This window comes from Mucilaginibacter polytrichastri (genome assembly GCF_001911425.1).
GTDB lineage: Bacteria > Bacteroidota > Bacteroidia > Sphingobacteriales > Sphingobacteriaceae > Mucilaginibacter > Mucilaginibacter polytrichastri.
Genome location: NZ_MPPL01000001.1, coordinates 3,556,906 through 3,573,794 on the forward strand (window position 1 = coordinate 3,556,906; position 16,889 = coordinate 3,573,794).

12 protein-coding genes are annotated in these 16,889 nt (G+C 43.3%); 10 read left to right on the forward strand and 2 right to left on the reverse strand.

The genetic code is table 11. From position 1 onward, the window contains the following. Positions 1–164 precede the first annotated feature (164 nt). The 5 genes from RG47T_RS15055 (at position 165) to RG47T_RS15075 (ending at position 9,379) form a co-directional block, all read left to right on the forward strand. On the forward strand, positions 165–2,474 hold the full coding sequence (locus RG47T_RS15055) for a glycoside hydrolase family 65 protein (protein WP_074490238.1): 2,310 nt from the start codon (positions 165–167) through the stop codon (positions 2,472–2,474). 4 nt (positions 2,475–2,478) lie between these two features. Continuing rightward, entirely contained in the window at positions 2,479–3,444 is a 966-nt protein-coding gene (locus RG47T_RS15060) for an SRPBCC family protein (RefSeq protein ID WP_074490239.1), read from the forward strand. 82 nt (positions 3,445–3,526) lie between these two features. Next, positions 3,527–5,248: an alpha-amylase family glycosyl hydrolase gene (locus RG47T_RS15065; RefSeq protein ID WP_074493476.1), complete on the forward strand. Its 1,722-nt coding sequence runs from the start codon at positions 3,527–3,529 to the stop codon at positions 5,246–5,248. Between the two features lie 199 nt (positions 5,249–5,447). Further along, positions 5,448–6,818 carry an MFS transporter gene (locus tag RG47T_RS15070; protein WP_074490240.1) on the forward strand — a complete coding sequence of 457 codons (1,371 nt, stop codon included), beginning with the start codon at positions 5,448–5,450 and terminating at the stop codon, positions 6,816–6,818. A gap of 95 nt (positions 6,819–6,913) precedes the next feature. Continuing rightward, positions 6,914–9,379 (forward strand): glycoside hydrolase family 31 protein, encoded by a 2,466-nt coding sequence (locus tag RG47T_RS15075; RefSeq protein ID WP_074493478.1) that lies wholly within the window; start codon positions 6,914–6,916, stop codon positions 9,377–9,379. A 33-nt stretch (positions 9,380–9,412) separates the two neighbouring features. Here RG47T_RS15075 and RG47T_RS15080 read toward each other — a convergent pair whose 3' ends face one another. Then, positions 9,413–9,862 (reverse strand): hypothetical protein, encoded by a 450-nt coding sequence (locus tag RG47T_RS15080; protein ID WP_139235766.1) that lies wholly within the window; start codon positions 9,860–9,862, stop codon positions 9,413–9,415. A gap of 258 nt (positions 9,863–10,120) precedes the next feature. Here RG47T_RS15080 and glgB point away from each other — a divergent pair, with 258 nt between their 5' ends. From glgB to RG47T_RS15100, 4 genes are all read left to right on the forward strand, one after another. Continuing rightward, positions 10,121–12,277, forward strand: a complete 2,157-nt coding sequence (glgB, locus tag RG47T_RS15085; RefSeq protein WP_074490242.1) for a 1,4-alpha-glucan branching protein GlgB — start codon at positions 10,121–10,123, stop codon at positions 12,275–12,277. Between the two features lie 5 nt (positions 12,278–12,282). Then, positions 12,283–12,477 carry a hypothetical protein gene (locus tag RG47T_RS15090; protein ID WP_074490243.1) on the forward strand — a complete coding sequence of 65 codons (195 nt, stop codon included), beginning with the start codon at positions 12,283–12,285 and terminating at the stop codon, positions 12,475–12,477. 163 nt (positions 12,478–12,640) lie between these two features. Beyond that, positions 12,641–15,085, forward strand: a complete 2,445-nt coding sequence (locus RG47T_RS15095) for a penicillin acylase family protein (protein ID WP_074490244.1) — start codon at positions 12,641–12,643, stop codon at positions 15,083–15,085. Further along, entirely contained in the window at positions 15,085–15,423 is a 339-nt protein-coding gene (locus RG47T_RS15100) for a hypothetical protein (protein ID WP_074490245.1), read from the forward strand. The genes RG47T_RS15095 and RG47T_RS15100 overlap by 1 nt, the downstream gene beginning before the upstream one ends. 78 nt (positions 15,424–15,501) lie before the next feature. Here RG47T_RS15100 and RG47T_RS15105 read toward each other — a convergent pair whose 3' ends face one another. Next, the gene (locus RG47T_RS15105) at positions 15,502–15,714 is read right to left on the reverse strand and encodes a hypothetical protein (protein WP_074490246.1); all 213 of its coding nucleotides are present in this window, start codon (positions 15,712–15,714) and stop codon (positions 15,502–15,504) included. A gap of 161 nt (positions 15,715–15,875) precedes the next feature. On the opposite strand from RG47T_RS15105, the gene RG47T_RS15110 reads away from it, so the two are divergent. Next, positions 15,876–16,862 (forward strand): long-chain-fatty-acid--protein ligase, encoded by a 987-nt coding sequence (locus tag RG47T_RS15110; protein ID WP_074490247.1) that lies wholly within the window; start codon positions 15,876–15,878, stop codon positions 16,860–16,862. The last annotated feature ends 27 nt before the right edge of the window (positions 16,863–16,889 follow it).

A 16,889-nucleotide genomic window follows, 5' to 3' on the forward strand; every position in this document is an offset into this window, starting at 1 on the left:
CATTACAAAAAATTATAAAAACCGTCTTGTCATTCTGAGTGTAACGAAGAATCTTCTGCACCATCAAAGCTCAACACTTTGCAATCGAAGAAGATTCTTCACTATCGTTCAGAATGACAAAAGGGGGTAAACAATAAAAGAGATACTTATTACAAGAATTATACATGAAAGATTACATCAAAGTTGATGAGTGGAAAATTATCGAAGAAGGGTTTGATCCACACTACAATAAGATTTCAGAAAGCATATTTAGTTTAGGTAATGGCCGCATGGGCCAGCGCGCCAATTTTGAGGAAGCCTACAGCGGCGACACGTTACAAGGCAATTACGTAGCCGGCGTTTACTATCCCGATAAAACACGTGTAGGCTGGTGGAAAAACGGCTACCCCGAATATTTTGCCAAAGTATTAAACGCAGCAAACTGGATAGGTATCGATATTACTATTGAAGGCGAACAACTTGATCTGGCTCAATGTACCACCCAACAGTTTAGCCGCGAGCTAAACATGAAAGAAGGGTACCTTAAACGTACCTTCACTGCTACCACCAAAAACGGCAAACAGGTAGCTGTAGAATCTACCCGTTTTTGCAGCATGGCCGATGATGAGACCGGCGCTATCCGTTATGCCCTTACCCCATTAAACTTTAGCGGCGAGGTTACTATAACACCTTACATTGATGGCGATGTAAAAAATAAAGATGCCAACTACGACGAAAAATTTTGGGATGAAGTAAAAAAAGGCACATCTACTAATGGTGCTTTTGTACAGCTTCGTACCAAAAAAACAGGCTTTGAAGTAGCTACAGGGATGCTGGTAAGTATTTTGCAAAACAATCAGCCAATTGACGCCGGTTTTAAACCGGTTGAAAAGGAGAAATATGTAGCCCTGCAAACCACGTTGCAGGTAAAGGCCAACGAGCCTGTTACTATCTATAAGTTTGCAGCTAACCTATCATCACAAAACCATCCTGCCGATCAGTTAGAGGAAGTTTTAAATGACACACTCCAACGCATTGCAGCCAAAGGTTTTGACACCATGCTGGCCGAACAAGCCGCTGCCTGGGCCGAGAAATGGAAACACAACGATATTATTATCGAAGGCGATGCTTCTGCACAGCAGGGTATCCGTTTTAATATATTCCAACTAAACCAAACCTATACCGGCGAGGATGATCGTTTAAACATCGGGCCCAAAGGTTTCACCGGCGAAAAATACGGAGGCTCAACCTACTGGGATACCGAAGCCTATTGCGTGCCTTTTTACCTGGCAACAGCCGATCAAAAAGTTACCCGCAATTTGTTGCTTTACCGCTATAAGCAATTAGGTAAAGCGATTGAAAACGCGGCTTCACTTGGCTTTAACAATGGTGCTGCCCTATACCCCATGGTTACTATGGACGGTACCGAATGCCATAACGAGTGGGAAATTACCTTTGAGGAAATTCACCGTAACGGCGCCATTGCTTATGCTATATTTAATTATGTCCGTTACACAGCCGACGATGCTTACCTGGCCGATTATGGTTTAGAGGTATTGATCGCCATCTCCCGTTTTTGGTCGCAGCGTGTTAATTGGAGCGATGATAAGCAACAGTATGTGATGCTTGGTGTAACCGGTCCAAACGAGTACGAAAACAACATTAACAACAACTGGTACACCAGTAAATTAGCCGTTTGGTGTATGAAATATACACTGGAAGTTGTAAAACAGGTAAAAGCAAACGAGCCTGACAAATACAATGCACTGGCAACAAAGATCAACTTTAGTATCGACTCGGAAACTGCCAAATGGAGTAACATTGTGGAGCAGATGTACTATCCGTATTCAGAGAAGCTAGGCGTATTTTTACAGCAGGACGGCTACCTGGATAAAGAGCAGATCCTGGTGAAAGACCTACCCGCTGCAGATCGCCCTATTAATCAAAAATGGAGCTGGGACCGTATCCTGCGCTCTTGCTATATTAAACAGGCCGATGTATTGCAGGGTATTTATTTCTTCGAGGATGAATACGACTTGGAAACCATCCGCAGAAACTTCGACTTTTATGAGCCGCGCACGGTGCATGAGTCATCGTTATCGCCATGCGTACACGCTATTTTAGCTGCCAAACTGGGCGACGAGGCACGTGCTTACGAGTTTTACCTGCGTACCTCACGCTTAGATCTCGACGATTATAACAACGATACCGAAGATGGTTGCCACACCACCTCCATGGCAGGCACTTGGATGTCGGTAGTAGAAGGCTTTGGCGGTATGCGCGTTAAGGATGGCAAGCTATCATTCCAACCGTTTTTACCGGCTAAATGGAATTCGTTCTCTTTCCATGTTGGTTTCCGCGGCGCATTGCTTAATATTAAAGTGAGCAAAGAAGGTGTGCAAATCACTAACCATTCTGAAGCAGAAATCGTAGTTATAGTACATGGCAAAGAACAATTGGTGAAAGCCAATGCCGATGTCATTTTAGAAGCTTAATAGAATGAACAAAACCCAACGGCTTATTTTAGGTATAGTAGCGGCTTTAGGCTTTGCCATAATTATGCGATGGGTCTTCGCAATAGATAGTTTTAGTCGCTTTTTTAGTGTAATGACTGTTACCTTTTTGGTAGGCTTGCCATTTGCCGTTGGTTATATTACTGTGTACTTATGTAATTTAGATACAGTTAGGTATAAATCCAATGCTTTTTTTATTCCATTTATCCCGATAGTAACTTTCTTTTTACTAACGCTGTTTTTAAAAATAGAGGGAGCTGCATGTTGGATAATGATACTACCGGTATTTCTAATACTTGCAGGTTTGGGCGGTTTAACAGCCCGATATTATAAGCTAAAAAAAGAAGATCGCATCAATAACACTTACGTTTTCATAGTTGCTTTGTTGCCTTTTTTGATTTCCCCGCTGGAAAAAATGATCAGTGTTATACCTGGTAAATACAGAGCATATACCGAAATTGAGATACATGCCACTAAAACACAGATTTGGCAAAATGTAACCCGTGTACGCGCCATTTCTACCGCGCAAGATAGTGCCTCGTTTACACGCTTCCTTGGGTTTCCACGACCTATAAAAGCTGAATTAGATACGGCGGGTGTTGGCGGTAAACGCGAGGCAATTTTTGACAAGGGGTTAGTATTTCACGAAACCGTGATTGCCTATCAGCCATTGAAATCAATGACGTTTACCATCAAAGCCAATCCTTACGAAATACCATCAGCAACAATGGACAAGCATATTGTTGTTGGAGGTGATTTTTTTGATGTATTAACCGGCACTTACGAATTGGAACAAATTGATAGCCATACTTGCCGGTTAAAGCTTTACAGTAATTTTAAACTGAGTACCACATTTAATTTCTACGCAAGCATCTGGGCAAATTGGATTATGAAAGATATTCAACTAAACATTCTGAAAGTAATTAAAGCAAGGGCAGAGCAGAAAGTCTAATATGAAATTCAGATTTTACATTTTGTTGGCCGCTTTATGCGTTAATCAATTAACTGTTGCCCAGCAAAAAACAAAAAAACGTATGCAATCCGATCCAAACCATAAACTAGTGATATACCAGCTGTTGCCACGGCTGTTTGGCAATGCTAAAACTGTAAATAAGTTTTACGGCTCCGTGGAAGAAAATGGCGTTGGCAAGTTTAACGATATTACTGATATCGGTTTACAGGAGCTCAAAAAGATGGGCTTTACACACATTTGGTACACCGGTGTAATTGAGCACGCCACCATGACTGATTACTCGGCTTTTGGTATCATTCCCGATGATCCGGATGTGGTGAAAGGCCGCGCGGGTTCGCCTTATGCGGTTAAAGATTATTATGATGTAGATCCCGACCTTGCCATCGATGTTAAAAACCGCATGGCCGAATACGAAGCCTTAATTAAACGTACCCATACCAATGGCATGCAGGTATTGATGGATTTTGTGCCCAACCACGTAGCCCGTACCTATCACTCGGATGTAATGCCGGCAGGTATGCGAAATTTTGGTGAAGACGATGATAAAAACAAAGCATTCGACCCTAAAAATGATTTCTACTATATCCCCGGTCAGCCATTTAAAGTTCCCGGAGGGTATAACCCGGGCGGGAATGATTTCCATAGTCCGTTGAAAGATGGGCATTTTGATGAGAACCCTGCCAAAGCAACAGGTAACAATATATTCAGTGCCGCACCATCGTTAGATGATTGGTTCGAAACCATCAAGCTAAATTATGGCGTTGATTACCAAAACGGGCATCAAACACACTTTGACCCTATCCCCCCGGTTTGGCAAAAGATGTACGATATCCTTAACTTTTGGAGCAACAAAGGCATCGATGGTTTCCGTTGCGACATGGTGGAGTATGTACCTTTTGAGTTTTGGGGCTGGGTAATTCCAAAACTAAAAGCAGCCCACCCCCATCTTATTTTTATCGGCGAAGCTTACAATAAAACCGAATACAATAATTACTTATTTAAGGGACATTTCGATTACCTGTATGACAAGGTTGGCTTGTATGATGCTGTGAGAAAATTGGTTAGTAATGATAGCCATGCCAGCACCTGGGATATTAACAGTGTTTGGAATAACGATAGCAAAGGCATTGATGAGCACATGATCCGCTTTATGGAAAACCATGATGAGCAACGCATTGCATCCCCCGATTTTGCAGGCAACCCTTGGTATGCAGTCCCGGGGATGATCGTTACGGCAACCTTAAATACAGGCCCGGTAATGATCTATTTCGGGCAGGAAGTTGGTGAACCTGGAGCCGGCGTAGAAGGCTTCGGCGGGCAGGATGGGCGCAGCAGTATCTTCGATTACTGGGGCGTACCCGAGCATCAAAAATGGTTAAACAATGGCCAGTTCGATGGCGGGCAGTTATCAGACAGCCAAAAACAACTGCGCGGTTTCTACCGTAAACTGCTTAACGCTGTAAAAGATAACGAAGCATTAAACAGTGGTAGGTTTTACGAGCTGATGATGGCTAACGAACATAACACCGGTTTTAACCAGCGCGTATACATGTATTTACGCTATACCGATAACCAAAGAGTATTAGTAATTACCAACTTTAATAGAAACGAACAGCATTTAAACGTGAAACTACCTGCCGACTTATTGCAGCAATTGCACGTAAGCGGTAGTGTAAATTTTATCGATTTATTAAATGGCACTGCGTATAGTACGAGTGATATTAATAATGGATTGGATATTACGCTGCCGGCAACTAGTGGGGTAATGTTGAAAATTCAGTAATAAACTATGTCATGCTGAACTTGTTTCAGCACCCCACATGCTAAGTAACCGGTGTACTAAGCACGTGGCTTGTCCTGTGGGATGCCGAAACAAGTTCGGCATGACGGGCGGAGATGATTTAAAGAAGAGATGAAACAAAGTTTACCCGTTCCCAACCAATGAACGATGAACTAACGAACCAATAATAAACCCTAATTAAATGAGTAAACCCGCTGTAGCCGAAAAACCCAGACTAAGTTTTTGGCAAATCTGGAACATGAGCTTCGGCTTTCTGGGCATCCAATTTGGCTTTGCCTTACAAAACGGAAATGCCAGCCGTATCCTGACAAAGTTCGGGGCAGATGTAGAGCATTTGTCATGGTTTTGGCTGGCAGCACCCATCACCGGGATGATCGTTCAGCCCATCATAGGCCATTACAGCGACCGTACCTGGAACAGGCTGGGCCGCCGTCGTCCTTACTTTTTAACCGGGGCTATATTATCGGCTATCGCTTTATTCCTGATGCCAAACTCGGCCGCCATCGCTTCTATCGCCCCTCCTATTTTGGTAGGCGCAGGTATGTTGATGATTATGGATGCATCGTTCAACGTAGCGATGGAACCCTTCCGTGCATTAGTTGCCGATAACCTGCCGGATAGCCAGCGCAGCATCGGTTTCTCGGTACAAACCTGCTTAATTGGGTTGGGTGCTGTAGTAGGTTCCTGCCTGCCTTATATTTTCTCGAATTGGTTTCATGTAGCATCTACCGCTCCAAACGGGCAGGTAGAAGACAACGTAAAATATTCTTTTTATGTGGGTGGCACCATGCTGCTGCTTACCGTTTTGTGGACTATCATCCGCACAAAAGAATACTCACCCGCCGAGTATGCCAGCTTTCATCCCACTGAAGATGTAGAGGAGAAACCCAAAAGTGGACTTACCGAAATACTCAATGATTTAAAAAAGATGCCCAAAACCATGAAGCAATTAGGGTTGGTTCAGTTCTTTTCCTGGTTCGCGCTTTTCTCAATGTGGGTATTTACAACCCCGGCCATTGCATCGCACATTTACCATGTGGCTCCCGGCGATACCTCTTCGGCAAAATACAGCGAAGCGGGTAATTGGGTGGGCATCCTGTTTGGTGTTTACAATGGTGTATCTGCTATTTATGCTTTGGTACTACCCTCTGTTGCTAGAGCTACCAGCCGTAAACAGGCACATGCTTTCTCTTTGGTAATGGGTGGAATCAGTTTATTATCAATATTTTTTATTAAAGACCCTATGTGGCTTATCGCGCCAATGGTGGGTATCGGCCTGGCATGGGGTAGTATTTTGGCTATGCCTTATGCCATTTTATCAAGCGCTATCCCGGCAAAAAAAATGGGGGTATATATGGGTATCTTTAACTTCTTTATCACTTTCCCGCAAATTGTTAACGGCTTTTTCGGCGGGCCGATCGTAAAATATTTTTACAACGGGCAATCTATCTATGCCATTCTATTAGCTGGCATTTTCATGCTTTTCGCCGCAATTTCGGTGCTATTTGTGCAAGACAGTAAGGATATTAATGTTAAGCAAACGTTGCAATAACGTTAGATTGACATTTATTGGCGCAATTGTTGGTAAATATCAATATATTGGCTTCTTTAAGCTCAAGCACTACTGATCACCAAGAAATCAAATTCATGGACGAAAATATACTTAATCCCGATGATTTATTAGGAAACAAGCTCATCAGCGAAGAAGATGATGATGAGTTTCATCACCTCAATAATCCTGTGCTGGGGCTAAAACCCATTGTTAAAAAATATTTAGGCACGGTAACAGACGTTAAAGAGGTTGGTAACAAGTTCTTTTTTACAGACAGCGAAGCCAGGGTTGAAGTTACCGTAGTAACTGACGAAATTATCCGGGTAAGGTTAGCGCCACACGGTGTTTTCTTAGAAGAATTCTCTTACGCCGTACCCAAGCAGGAGCAAAAGGTTTCTGTTTTTTCACTGCACGAAGACGAATTGGAATACCGGGTATCTACCAGTACGGTAAACTGCCATATCCGTAAAATAGATTTTTTTATCTCTTTTTCTGATACTCAAAACCATATTACCAACCAGGATGCTGTACCCATGCACTGGGAAGAGAACACGCAGTTTGGTGGCTATTATGTGTTTGGCACCAAGGTATGTAATACCGACGAAGCTTTTTATGGCCTGGGCGATAAAGCATCAGATCTTAATCTCCGTGGCCGGCGGTTTAAAAACTGGAACACCGATGCCTATTCTTTCGGCTGGAACCAGGACCCTTTGTACCGGAGTATCCCCTTCTACATTAGCTTAAACGAAGGTATTGCCCACGGTATTTTTTTTGATAATACTTTTAAAGCCACATTTGACTTTGGTGCCGAAGACCGTACCAAAACCAGTTTCTGGGCAGATGGCGGCGAACTGCAATATTATTACATCCACGGCCCGCATATGATGGACGTGGTAAAAAGTTACCACCTGTTAACAGGCACCCACCCTATGCCGCCGCTTTGGGCGCTGGGCTATCACCAATGCCGCTGGAGTTATTATCCGGAGAGTAAGGTAATGTCGGTTGCTAAAGGCTTCCGTAAAAACCAGATCCCTTGCGATGGTATTTACCTGGATATTGATTACATGGATGGCTACCGCTGCTTTACCTGGAACCGCAAATATTTCCCCGATCCTAAAAAAATGATTAAGGAACTGGCTGCTGATGGTTTTAAAACCGTGGTAATTATTGATCCGGGTATCCGTGTGGATGATAATTACAGCGTATTTAAAGAAGGTAAAGAGAAACGTTATTTCTGCCGCCGTAGTGATGATTACTTTATGGAAGGCCACGTTTGGCCGGGCCGCTGCCAGTTCCCTGATTTTACCAATCCGGAAGTACGTGCCTGGTGGGGCGGTTTATTCGACGAATTAGTACAGCTTGGCGTTGCCGGCGTATGGAATGATATGAACGAGCCTGCCGTTTTTGGCGCAGGTACCTTCCCGGATGATGTACGCCACCAATACGATGGTTTCCGTGGGTCGCACCGTAAGGCACATAATGTTTACGGCATGCAGATGGTGCGTGCAACCTACGAAGGTTTGCGCAAGCTGATGAAAAATAAACGTCCGTTTACCATTACCCGTGCGGGTTACTCGGGCCTGCAGCGTTATGCCTCCGTTTGGACGGGTGATAACGTAGCATCATGGGAACATTTGCGTTTGGGTAATATCCAGTGCCAGCGTTTGTCTATGTCGGGCGTGCCGTTTTGTGGTACAGATATAGGCGGCTTTAGCGGCGAGCCGGATGGCGAGTTGTTTACCCGCTGGATCCAGTTTGGCGCCTTCTCGCCGTTTATGCGTGCACACTCGGCCGGCGATACCAAAGAGCGCGAACCATGGAGCTTTGGCGAACCTTACACTACTATTAATCGTAAATTTATTGAGCTGCGTTACCGCCTGCTACCCTACCTGTATTCTACCTTCTGGGAGCATCACCGATATGGCTTCCCGATATTAAGGCCGGTAGTTTTGCAAGAGCAGGACATTTTAGCCAACCAGGCCCGCCAGGATGAATTTACCTACGGAGATAAAATATTAGTTTGCCCGGTTATGGAACCCGGACAAACCAGTCGCCCGGTTTATCTGCCCAAAGGCCAGTGGTATAACTTCTGGACTAATGAAATAGCAGATGGTGGCGTGGAAGTTATGGTACCTACCCCCTTAGAAACCATCCCGGTATTTATTAAAGCCGGTGCTGTATTGCCGGAGTACCCGGTAATGCAATACGTAGGCGAAAAAGAGATTGATGAAGTTAAACTGAACGTTTATTACAGCAACCACGAGGTAAACTCGTTCTTGTTTGAAGATTACGGTGAAACCTTTGCTTACGAACAGGATATTTACCTGGAGAAAAAGTTTATTGTAAGCGGTAAGGATACACTGCTAACCATTGAGCAAACGATGGAAGGCTTATATACACCACGATACGAAAACTATCACTTCAAAATCATTGGCCTGCCATTTAAACCATCTAAAATAATTATCGATGGCAAAACTGTAGGCGATTTTGTACTCACCGAAGAAAAATGCTACGAGTTTAAATTCTCCAAAAACTTTAAGCATATCGAAATACTTAAGTAATGCAAAGGCCCCTATAAAACCGGGGCCTTTGCATTATTTCTTGTTCATTATTTGAATATTCATTATTTGCTTTACAGTAAATTTGGATTTATTCATTCCCAAATGTCCATAACCGTAAACATATCCTTCTTCAAAAAAACCCACAACGTCAATAACTAAGTAACATTTCCAATAATTTTCATGTACATATCGTAGTTCTTTTAGATGACGGCTTTTAATATTTATATTATCTGGTATTTCTAACTCAATACCAACGTCCTTACAATCTTTATTCCATGAATGTAAACTCCAATACTCCTCTATTCCACTGTAAGTAAACCGCGTGTATACCAATTCTTTCCTATGTTCATTGAGATCGCAGGCGTTAACATAATTAGGATAGCCATCGGGAAGTACTGGCGGAGGAAATAACATATTAGATACTTTTTGAGCAAAAGTTACTTGGCTAAAAAGTATTAATACTGCTATGATTATTGATTTCACGCTAAATTTTTTAATCAGTAAAAATTTCCAAGTTTAATAACTTTTTCAGCAATAATATATCCTGTTCTGAACCAATGATAGAACATGATTTGTTTCTAAATATAATAGAATAATCCATCTGTTTAACGCAAACACTTTTATCTAACCAACAATATTGCTACTTTACATGAGCTTGCACAAACAAGCGGCAAATATTTACGTTCAACCTTAAAAGGCCATCATTTTTAATTTATACAGACTGGTCTTAATGCTAAACCCATGGCAAAGCAAACTAATAAAACCAACACAGAACCATCATTAAACGACAGTACTGCCTCAGCTGCAACGCCGTTTCCTGAATCAACAAAAACAATAAAACCTGCTGCTGCTGCTGCTGCTGCAAAAAAAGTGACAACAAAAGCAGCCGGGATTGATAAGGTTATTATCCCGAAGGCTTCGAAAACAGTTAAATCTACAACAGAAGATGGCAACCCAACCGAAGCACTCACCATAACCGGCAACCATGCAGGTTACATAGAATTTTACAGCCGCTTTACCGATTTTGATATCAACCTGTTTAAGGCCGGTAAGCACTTTAAGCTTTACGAAAAACTGGGCTCGCACGTGGTGCAGCACCAGGGTGTAACGGGTACTTATTTTGCCGTTTGGGCGCCTAATGCCAAATATGTTTCGGTAATTGGTAATTTCAATTACTGGAGTGCAGGTTCGCACCCATTAAATGCACGTTGGGATGGATCGGGTATTTGGGAAGGCTTTATTCCACACGTTGGCAATGGCGAGGTTTATAAATATTTTATTAATTCAAATACCGGTGAAGACCTGCAAAAAGGTGATCCCTTTGCCCTGCGCTGGGAAATACCGCCAAGCACGGCATCTATCGTAACCGATACTTATTACGAGTGGAAGGATGAAGAATGGATGTATGACCGCCGCCAGCATAATGGCATTAATAAACCTTATTCGGTTTACGAGATGCACGTTGGCTCGTGGGCGCGCAGCCCCGAAAGCCCCGACGAATTTTTAACCTACCGCCAGCTTGCGGCAAAACTGGTGCCTTATGTTAAAGAGCTGGGCTTTACACATGTAGAGTTTATGCCGATAGCAGAGCACCCGTATTATCCAAGCTGGGGCTACCAGATCACCGGTTATTATGCGGCATCATCTCGCTATGGTTCCCCGCAAGATTTGATGTTTTTGGTAGAAGAACTACACAAAGCCGGCATTGGCGTTATACTGGATTGGGTTCCATCCCACTTCCCGGGTGATGCACATGGCTTGTATAATTTTGATGGCACACACTTATATGAGCATGCCGATCCGCAGAAAGGCTTCCACCCCGACTGGAAATCATATATATTTAATTACGGCCGTAACGAGGTACGTGCGTTTTTAATCAGTAATGCATTTTTTTGGCTGGATCGTTACCACGTAGATGGCTTACGTGTAGATGCCGTTGCATCTATGCTTTACCTCGATTATTCGCGCAAACATGGCGAATGGGAACAAAACGTTTTCGGCGGTAATGAAAATCTCGAAGCCATCTCTTTTTTGAAAGAATTTAACGAGGCGGTTTACCAAAACTTCCCCGATGTACAAAATATAGCAGAAGAATCTACATCGTTCAGTGGCGTTAGTCGCCCGGTGTTTATGGGGGGCTTAGGCTTTGGAATGAAATGGATGATGGGCTGGATGCATGATACCATCAAGTATTTCAGCGAAGATCCTATTAACCGCAAATACCACCACGAGCAGATCACCTTTAGTTTAATCTATGCCTTTACCGAGAATTTCATGCTGCCTTTTTCGCACGATGAGGTAGTTTACGGCAAAGGTTCTATGCTAAGCAAAATGCCGGGCGACGACTGGCAGCGCTTTGCCAACCTGCGCCTGCTGTATGGTTATATGTTTAGCCACCCCGGAACCAAACTGTTATTTATGGGCAGCGAATTTGGCCAAAGCAGCGAATGGAACTACCAACACTCGTTAGACTGGCACCTGCTGCAATACGAAAGCCATAACGGTATAAAAGAAACCATAAAAGGCCTTAATCAACTTTATAAAACAGAACCTGCACTGTACGAAAAGCAGTTTGACTGGAGTGGTTTTGAATGGATTGATGGTGGTAATGCGAATGACTCGATACTAATTTACATCCGTAAAGGTAATGACCAGACAAACGACCTGGTTGTGGTATTGAACATGACCCCGGTTGTACGTTACGATTACAGGATTGGCGTACCTGTGGCAGGCCAATGGAAAGAGGTTTTCAACACCGACCAAACAGCATATTGGGGTAGTGGCATCATTAACTACGATACTATAAATTCGGAACCCGAAAACTGGCATGGCCGGGATAATTCTATCCGTATTAATGTGCCGCCTTTGGCCGCAGCTATCTTCAAAAAACAAAGATAATTAACATGACTAATTCGAGATTCTTTTATCTATATCTCATTGGCGGTATCCTGGCGCTTGCATTGTTAATTTATAACATTGCAAGCACCTACCCCGCTGTACAATTTGCATCTATTTCTTTCGAAGTATTTCTGGTTATCGTGCTGTTTTACCTGGCCAATAAAACTTACCATGAGAAGAAGGATAAGGAGATGATGTAGTTTCATTTCAAATTAAAATTGTCATTGCGAGGTACGAAGCAATCTCGTAGCTAATCAAATCGAACAAGGGTAGCTATGAGATTGCCACACTATCGCTCGCAATGACAAATTTGTTATTAGTGCTCCAACAAATTCCTTATCTTGTTCTCATCAATATCCCTCAATGAAATACTTTAAGGCTATCTTTTCTGTTGCTGTAACTTTAGCGCTGATATGGGCTTTGCAACATAAGTTTGGCAGCTTGCCGCCTATTGGCAACTTCTTTAATCCGGCTAACGGGTTTTGGCAAAATGCAGAAAGCAAACACATTTTAACATCCGAAGAATTAAAAATAGAGGGCTTGCAGCAGCCGGTTACCATCCGGTTTGATAGCAACATGATCCCACATGTATTCGCCAAAAACAACCACGACCTTTACCTGGCGCAAGGCTACATCACCGCCCGCGACAGGCTTTGGCAAATGGACATACAAACCCGCAGTGCATCTGGCAGACTGGCCGAAGTGGTTGGACCTAAGGCACTGGAGGTAGACCGTTATCACCGCCGCATGGGGATGGTTTATGGTGCAGAGAACACGCTGAGAGGCATAATGAAAGACCCTGTGATGCGTGAGGTTATAACTGCTTACACCGAAGGCGTTAATAGTTATGTACGCAATCTGAGTCCGCGCGATTACCCGATAGAATTTAAACTACTTGATTATAAACCCGAAGAGTGGAAACCAATTAACTGTGCTTTTCTGTTAAAACTTATGTCTGAAACCTTAGCGGGCGGATCTGATGAGTTTTTGATGACCAGTACATTAAAGAAATTCGGCGCAGCCACAGTAAAAGATCTTTTCCCCGATTATCCTTTCCGTACAGACCCCATCATTCCGGCAGGTACTAAATGGGATTTTAAGGCACTGCCCATTCCCAAACCATCAAAAAGCTTTTTGGCAGAGCAAAGCGATATTAAAACCACGCAAAAGGTAGAGGGCATTGGCAGTAATAACTGGGTAATTGCCGGCAGTAAAACTGCAAGCGGCTACCCTATCCTGGCTAATGACCCGCATTTAAATTTAACGCTGCCATCCATTTGGTACCAGATGCAAATGGAAGCGCCTGGCGTAAACGTATATGGCGTTACCCTGCCGGGGGCGCCTTGTGTGGTTATTGGCTACAACAACAAAATTAGCTGGGGCGTAACCAATGTTGATGCCGATGTGCTGGATTGGTACCAGATTAAATTTAAAGATGCGTCTAAAAACGAATACTGGTACAATAACAAATGGAACAAGGTAACCCGCCGTATTGAGGAGATTAACATCCGCGGCGAAAAAACATTGTATGATACCGTTTTATATACCCACCATGGGCCGGTTGTGTATGAGGATACGAATAAAAAACCTCATTATTCATACGGAAACATCCCGGTGGGTACGGCGCTGAGATGGATAGCGCATGATGAATCGGACGAGTTTAAAACTTTTTACCTGCTTAACCGGGGTAAAAATTATGCTGATTATCGCACAGCCTTAACTTATTATACAGCACCTGCACAAAACTTTATTTTTGCCAGCGCCGATAAGGACATTGCCATTACACCTAACGGTAAACTGCCGCTGAAATTTAAAGACCAGGGTAAATTTATACTGGATGGCAGCGACGCGGATAACGACTGGCACGGCTGGATCCCGGCAGCGCAAAACCCTACTGCCAGGAACCCGGCGCAGGGCTATCTGAGTTCGGCCAACCAATGGTCGACAGACCCGAGTTATCCATATTATATCAATTGGCAGTTTGGCCCTTACGAACGTGGCAAACGGATAAATACCCGCCTGGCTGTGATGCAGAAAGCCACCGTTGATAGTATGCGAACATTACAAACCGACAACTACAGCATTTTTGCGCAGGATGTTTTGGCCGAAATGATTAAATACATTGACCCCAGCAAATTGGACGAGAACCAGGTGCAGGTACTTAACATAGTCAAGAAATGGAATAAAAGATTTGATGCCGATGAAGTTGGCGCCAGTATATTTAATGCCTGGTGGGTTAACTTTTATACCCAAACCTGGCAAGATCAGTTTGGCAAACCAACAGACAATAACAACCTTAAATGGCCAAACCGCGACCGTACCGAGCAATTATTGCTGAAAGACCCGCAATCTAAATGGTTTGATAACACCACTACACCGGTTACAGAAACCGCAGGCGATGCTTTAAATAATTCTTTTGCTGCCACCGTGAGCCAGCTCACCCGTAAATATGGCAAACCGGGTAACAGCAAATGGCAATGGGGCAATGTAAAAAAAACGTATATTAATCATTTGGCCAATATACCAGGCTTTGGTGCCGGTAATTTTAAAGCAGGTGGTACAGCCACAACCGTAAATGCATTGATAGACGGGCACGGGCCATCATGGCGCATGGTGGTGCAAATGGGGCCGCAGGTAAAAGGCTATGGCGTTTTCCCCGGCGGCGAGTCTGGTAACCCGGGAAGTTTCTTTTATGACGATATGTTAAAAACATGGCAAAACGGTAAGTTGAACCCGCTACTGTTTATGCAATCCGCCAATGACCAATCGAACAAAATTAAATCCACACTAACTTTAACTGCCAAATAATGCTGTTTGTTATCATATTCATTGCCACTTTTTGCAGCGGGTTTTTATTTACCTGGTGGGCAGCCGCCATTATCGCTTTTGTTGCTACTTTTTATGCAGGCCGTACCGCAACGCAGTCGTTTTGGTCGGGTTTTTTTGGGGTGGCATTGGTATGGGGTATCCATGCCTTATTAAAAAGTGTGCCTAATGATCATATTTTGGCAGGGCGCGTAGCACAAATGGTGCATCTGCCCGGTTGGATCTATCTGCTCATCATTACCATGCTTATTGGTGGTATACTGGGCGGCATGTCGGCCTTATCTGGTTTGCTGGTTAAGCGGGCTTTTACACACGTTTAATTTTATTGAAAAACTCATTATAAGTACAAAGGGCCACGATACCATCGCGACCCTTTGCTTTTTTAGTTTAGTGAGGGCTTATTTAGAAGCGTGCTTTGTAGCATGTTTCTTTGAAGCTTCTTTAGCATGTTCACCAGCTTGTGTGTGGTGGCCTTGTGCTTTTTGTGCATGGTGAGCAGCTTTCTCATCATTGCCTTCTGTGTGTTCTTTGTGAGCAGCACGATGGCTTTTCGCAGCTTCGTCATGGTGTTTAGCCGCATCTTCGTGGTGGCTGTGTTTGGTAGTTGGCATATCTTTATAATTTAAGTTTATTGTATATACAACTACTTAAAGGAAATTAAGTTTTCATCTTACTACTTTTAATTTAATAATTATATTACAAGTTAATTAACAATGTAATTACGGTGACTTAATACTTTTAAGAAGCGTGATTTGATTATTATCTTTGCACCGTGCAAAAGCCCGATCAGCAACAAGTATTCTCTATTACTACCAATCAGCAGTTTGAAGAAGCAGCCTTACAGGTATTCCGGTTTCAGGCCGAAAACAATGCCATTTATAACCAGTTTATCAAAGGCATAAATATTGATCCGGCTTTGATAAGTGATATTTATAAAATCCCTTTTTTACCTGTCGAGTTTTTTAAATCTCAGGAGATTTTAAGTTCTGCTGATGAGCCGCAGGTTATTTTTACCAGTTCGGGTACTACAGGGATGATCACCAGCCGCCATATGGTAACCGATGTAAGTTGGTATGAGCAAAGTTTTAGACGTGCTTTCGACCTGTTTTATGGAGATATCCGCAATTATTGTGTGCTGGCACTCCTGCCCTCTTACCTCGAGCGGGAAGGATCATCGCTCATTTACATGGCCGAAGATCTGATCAAACAATCAGAAAACCCGGATAGCGGATTCTATCTTTATAATCATGAAGACCTTTACCAGCAGTTGCAAAAGCAGCAGGCGGCAGGTAAGCCAACCTTATTGATCGGCGTTACGTTTGCCCTGTTAGATTTTGCAGAGCAGTACCTCATTAATTTCCCCGAACTGATTGTGATGGAAACTGGTGGGATGAAAGGCCGTCGCAAAGAAATGATCCGCGAAGAATTGCATGAAACTTTGACTAATGGATTTGGTGTAAAGCACATCCACTCCGAGTATGGGATGACGGAATTGCTCTCGCAGGCATACTCCAAAGGCTCAGGTATTTTTAACTGCCCGCCCTGGATGAAGATCATTACCCGCGATACCAACGACCCAATTACCACTTTAACTAGTGGCCGCACCGGTGGTATTAACATTATTGATCTGGCTAATATTAACTCCTGCGCGTTTATTGCCACGCAGGATCTGGGCAAGATATACCCGGATGGTTCGTTCGAAGTGCTCGGCCGTTTTGATAATGCCGACATTCGCGGATGTAATTTGCTGATTGCTTGACGTTAGCTCATAATTTTATTTATTTTT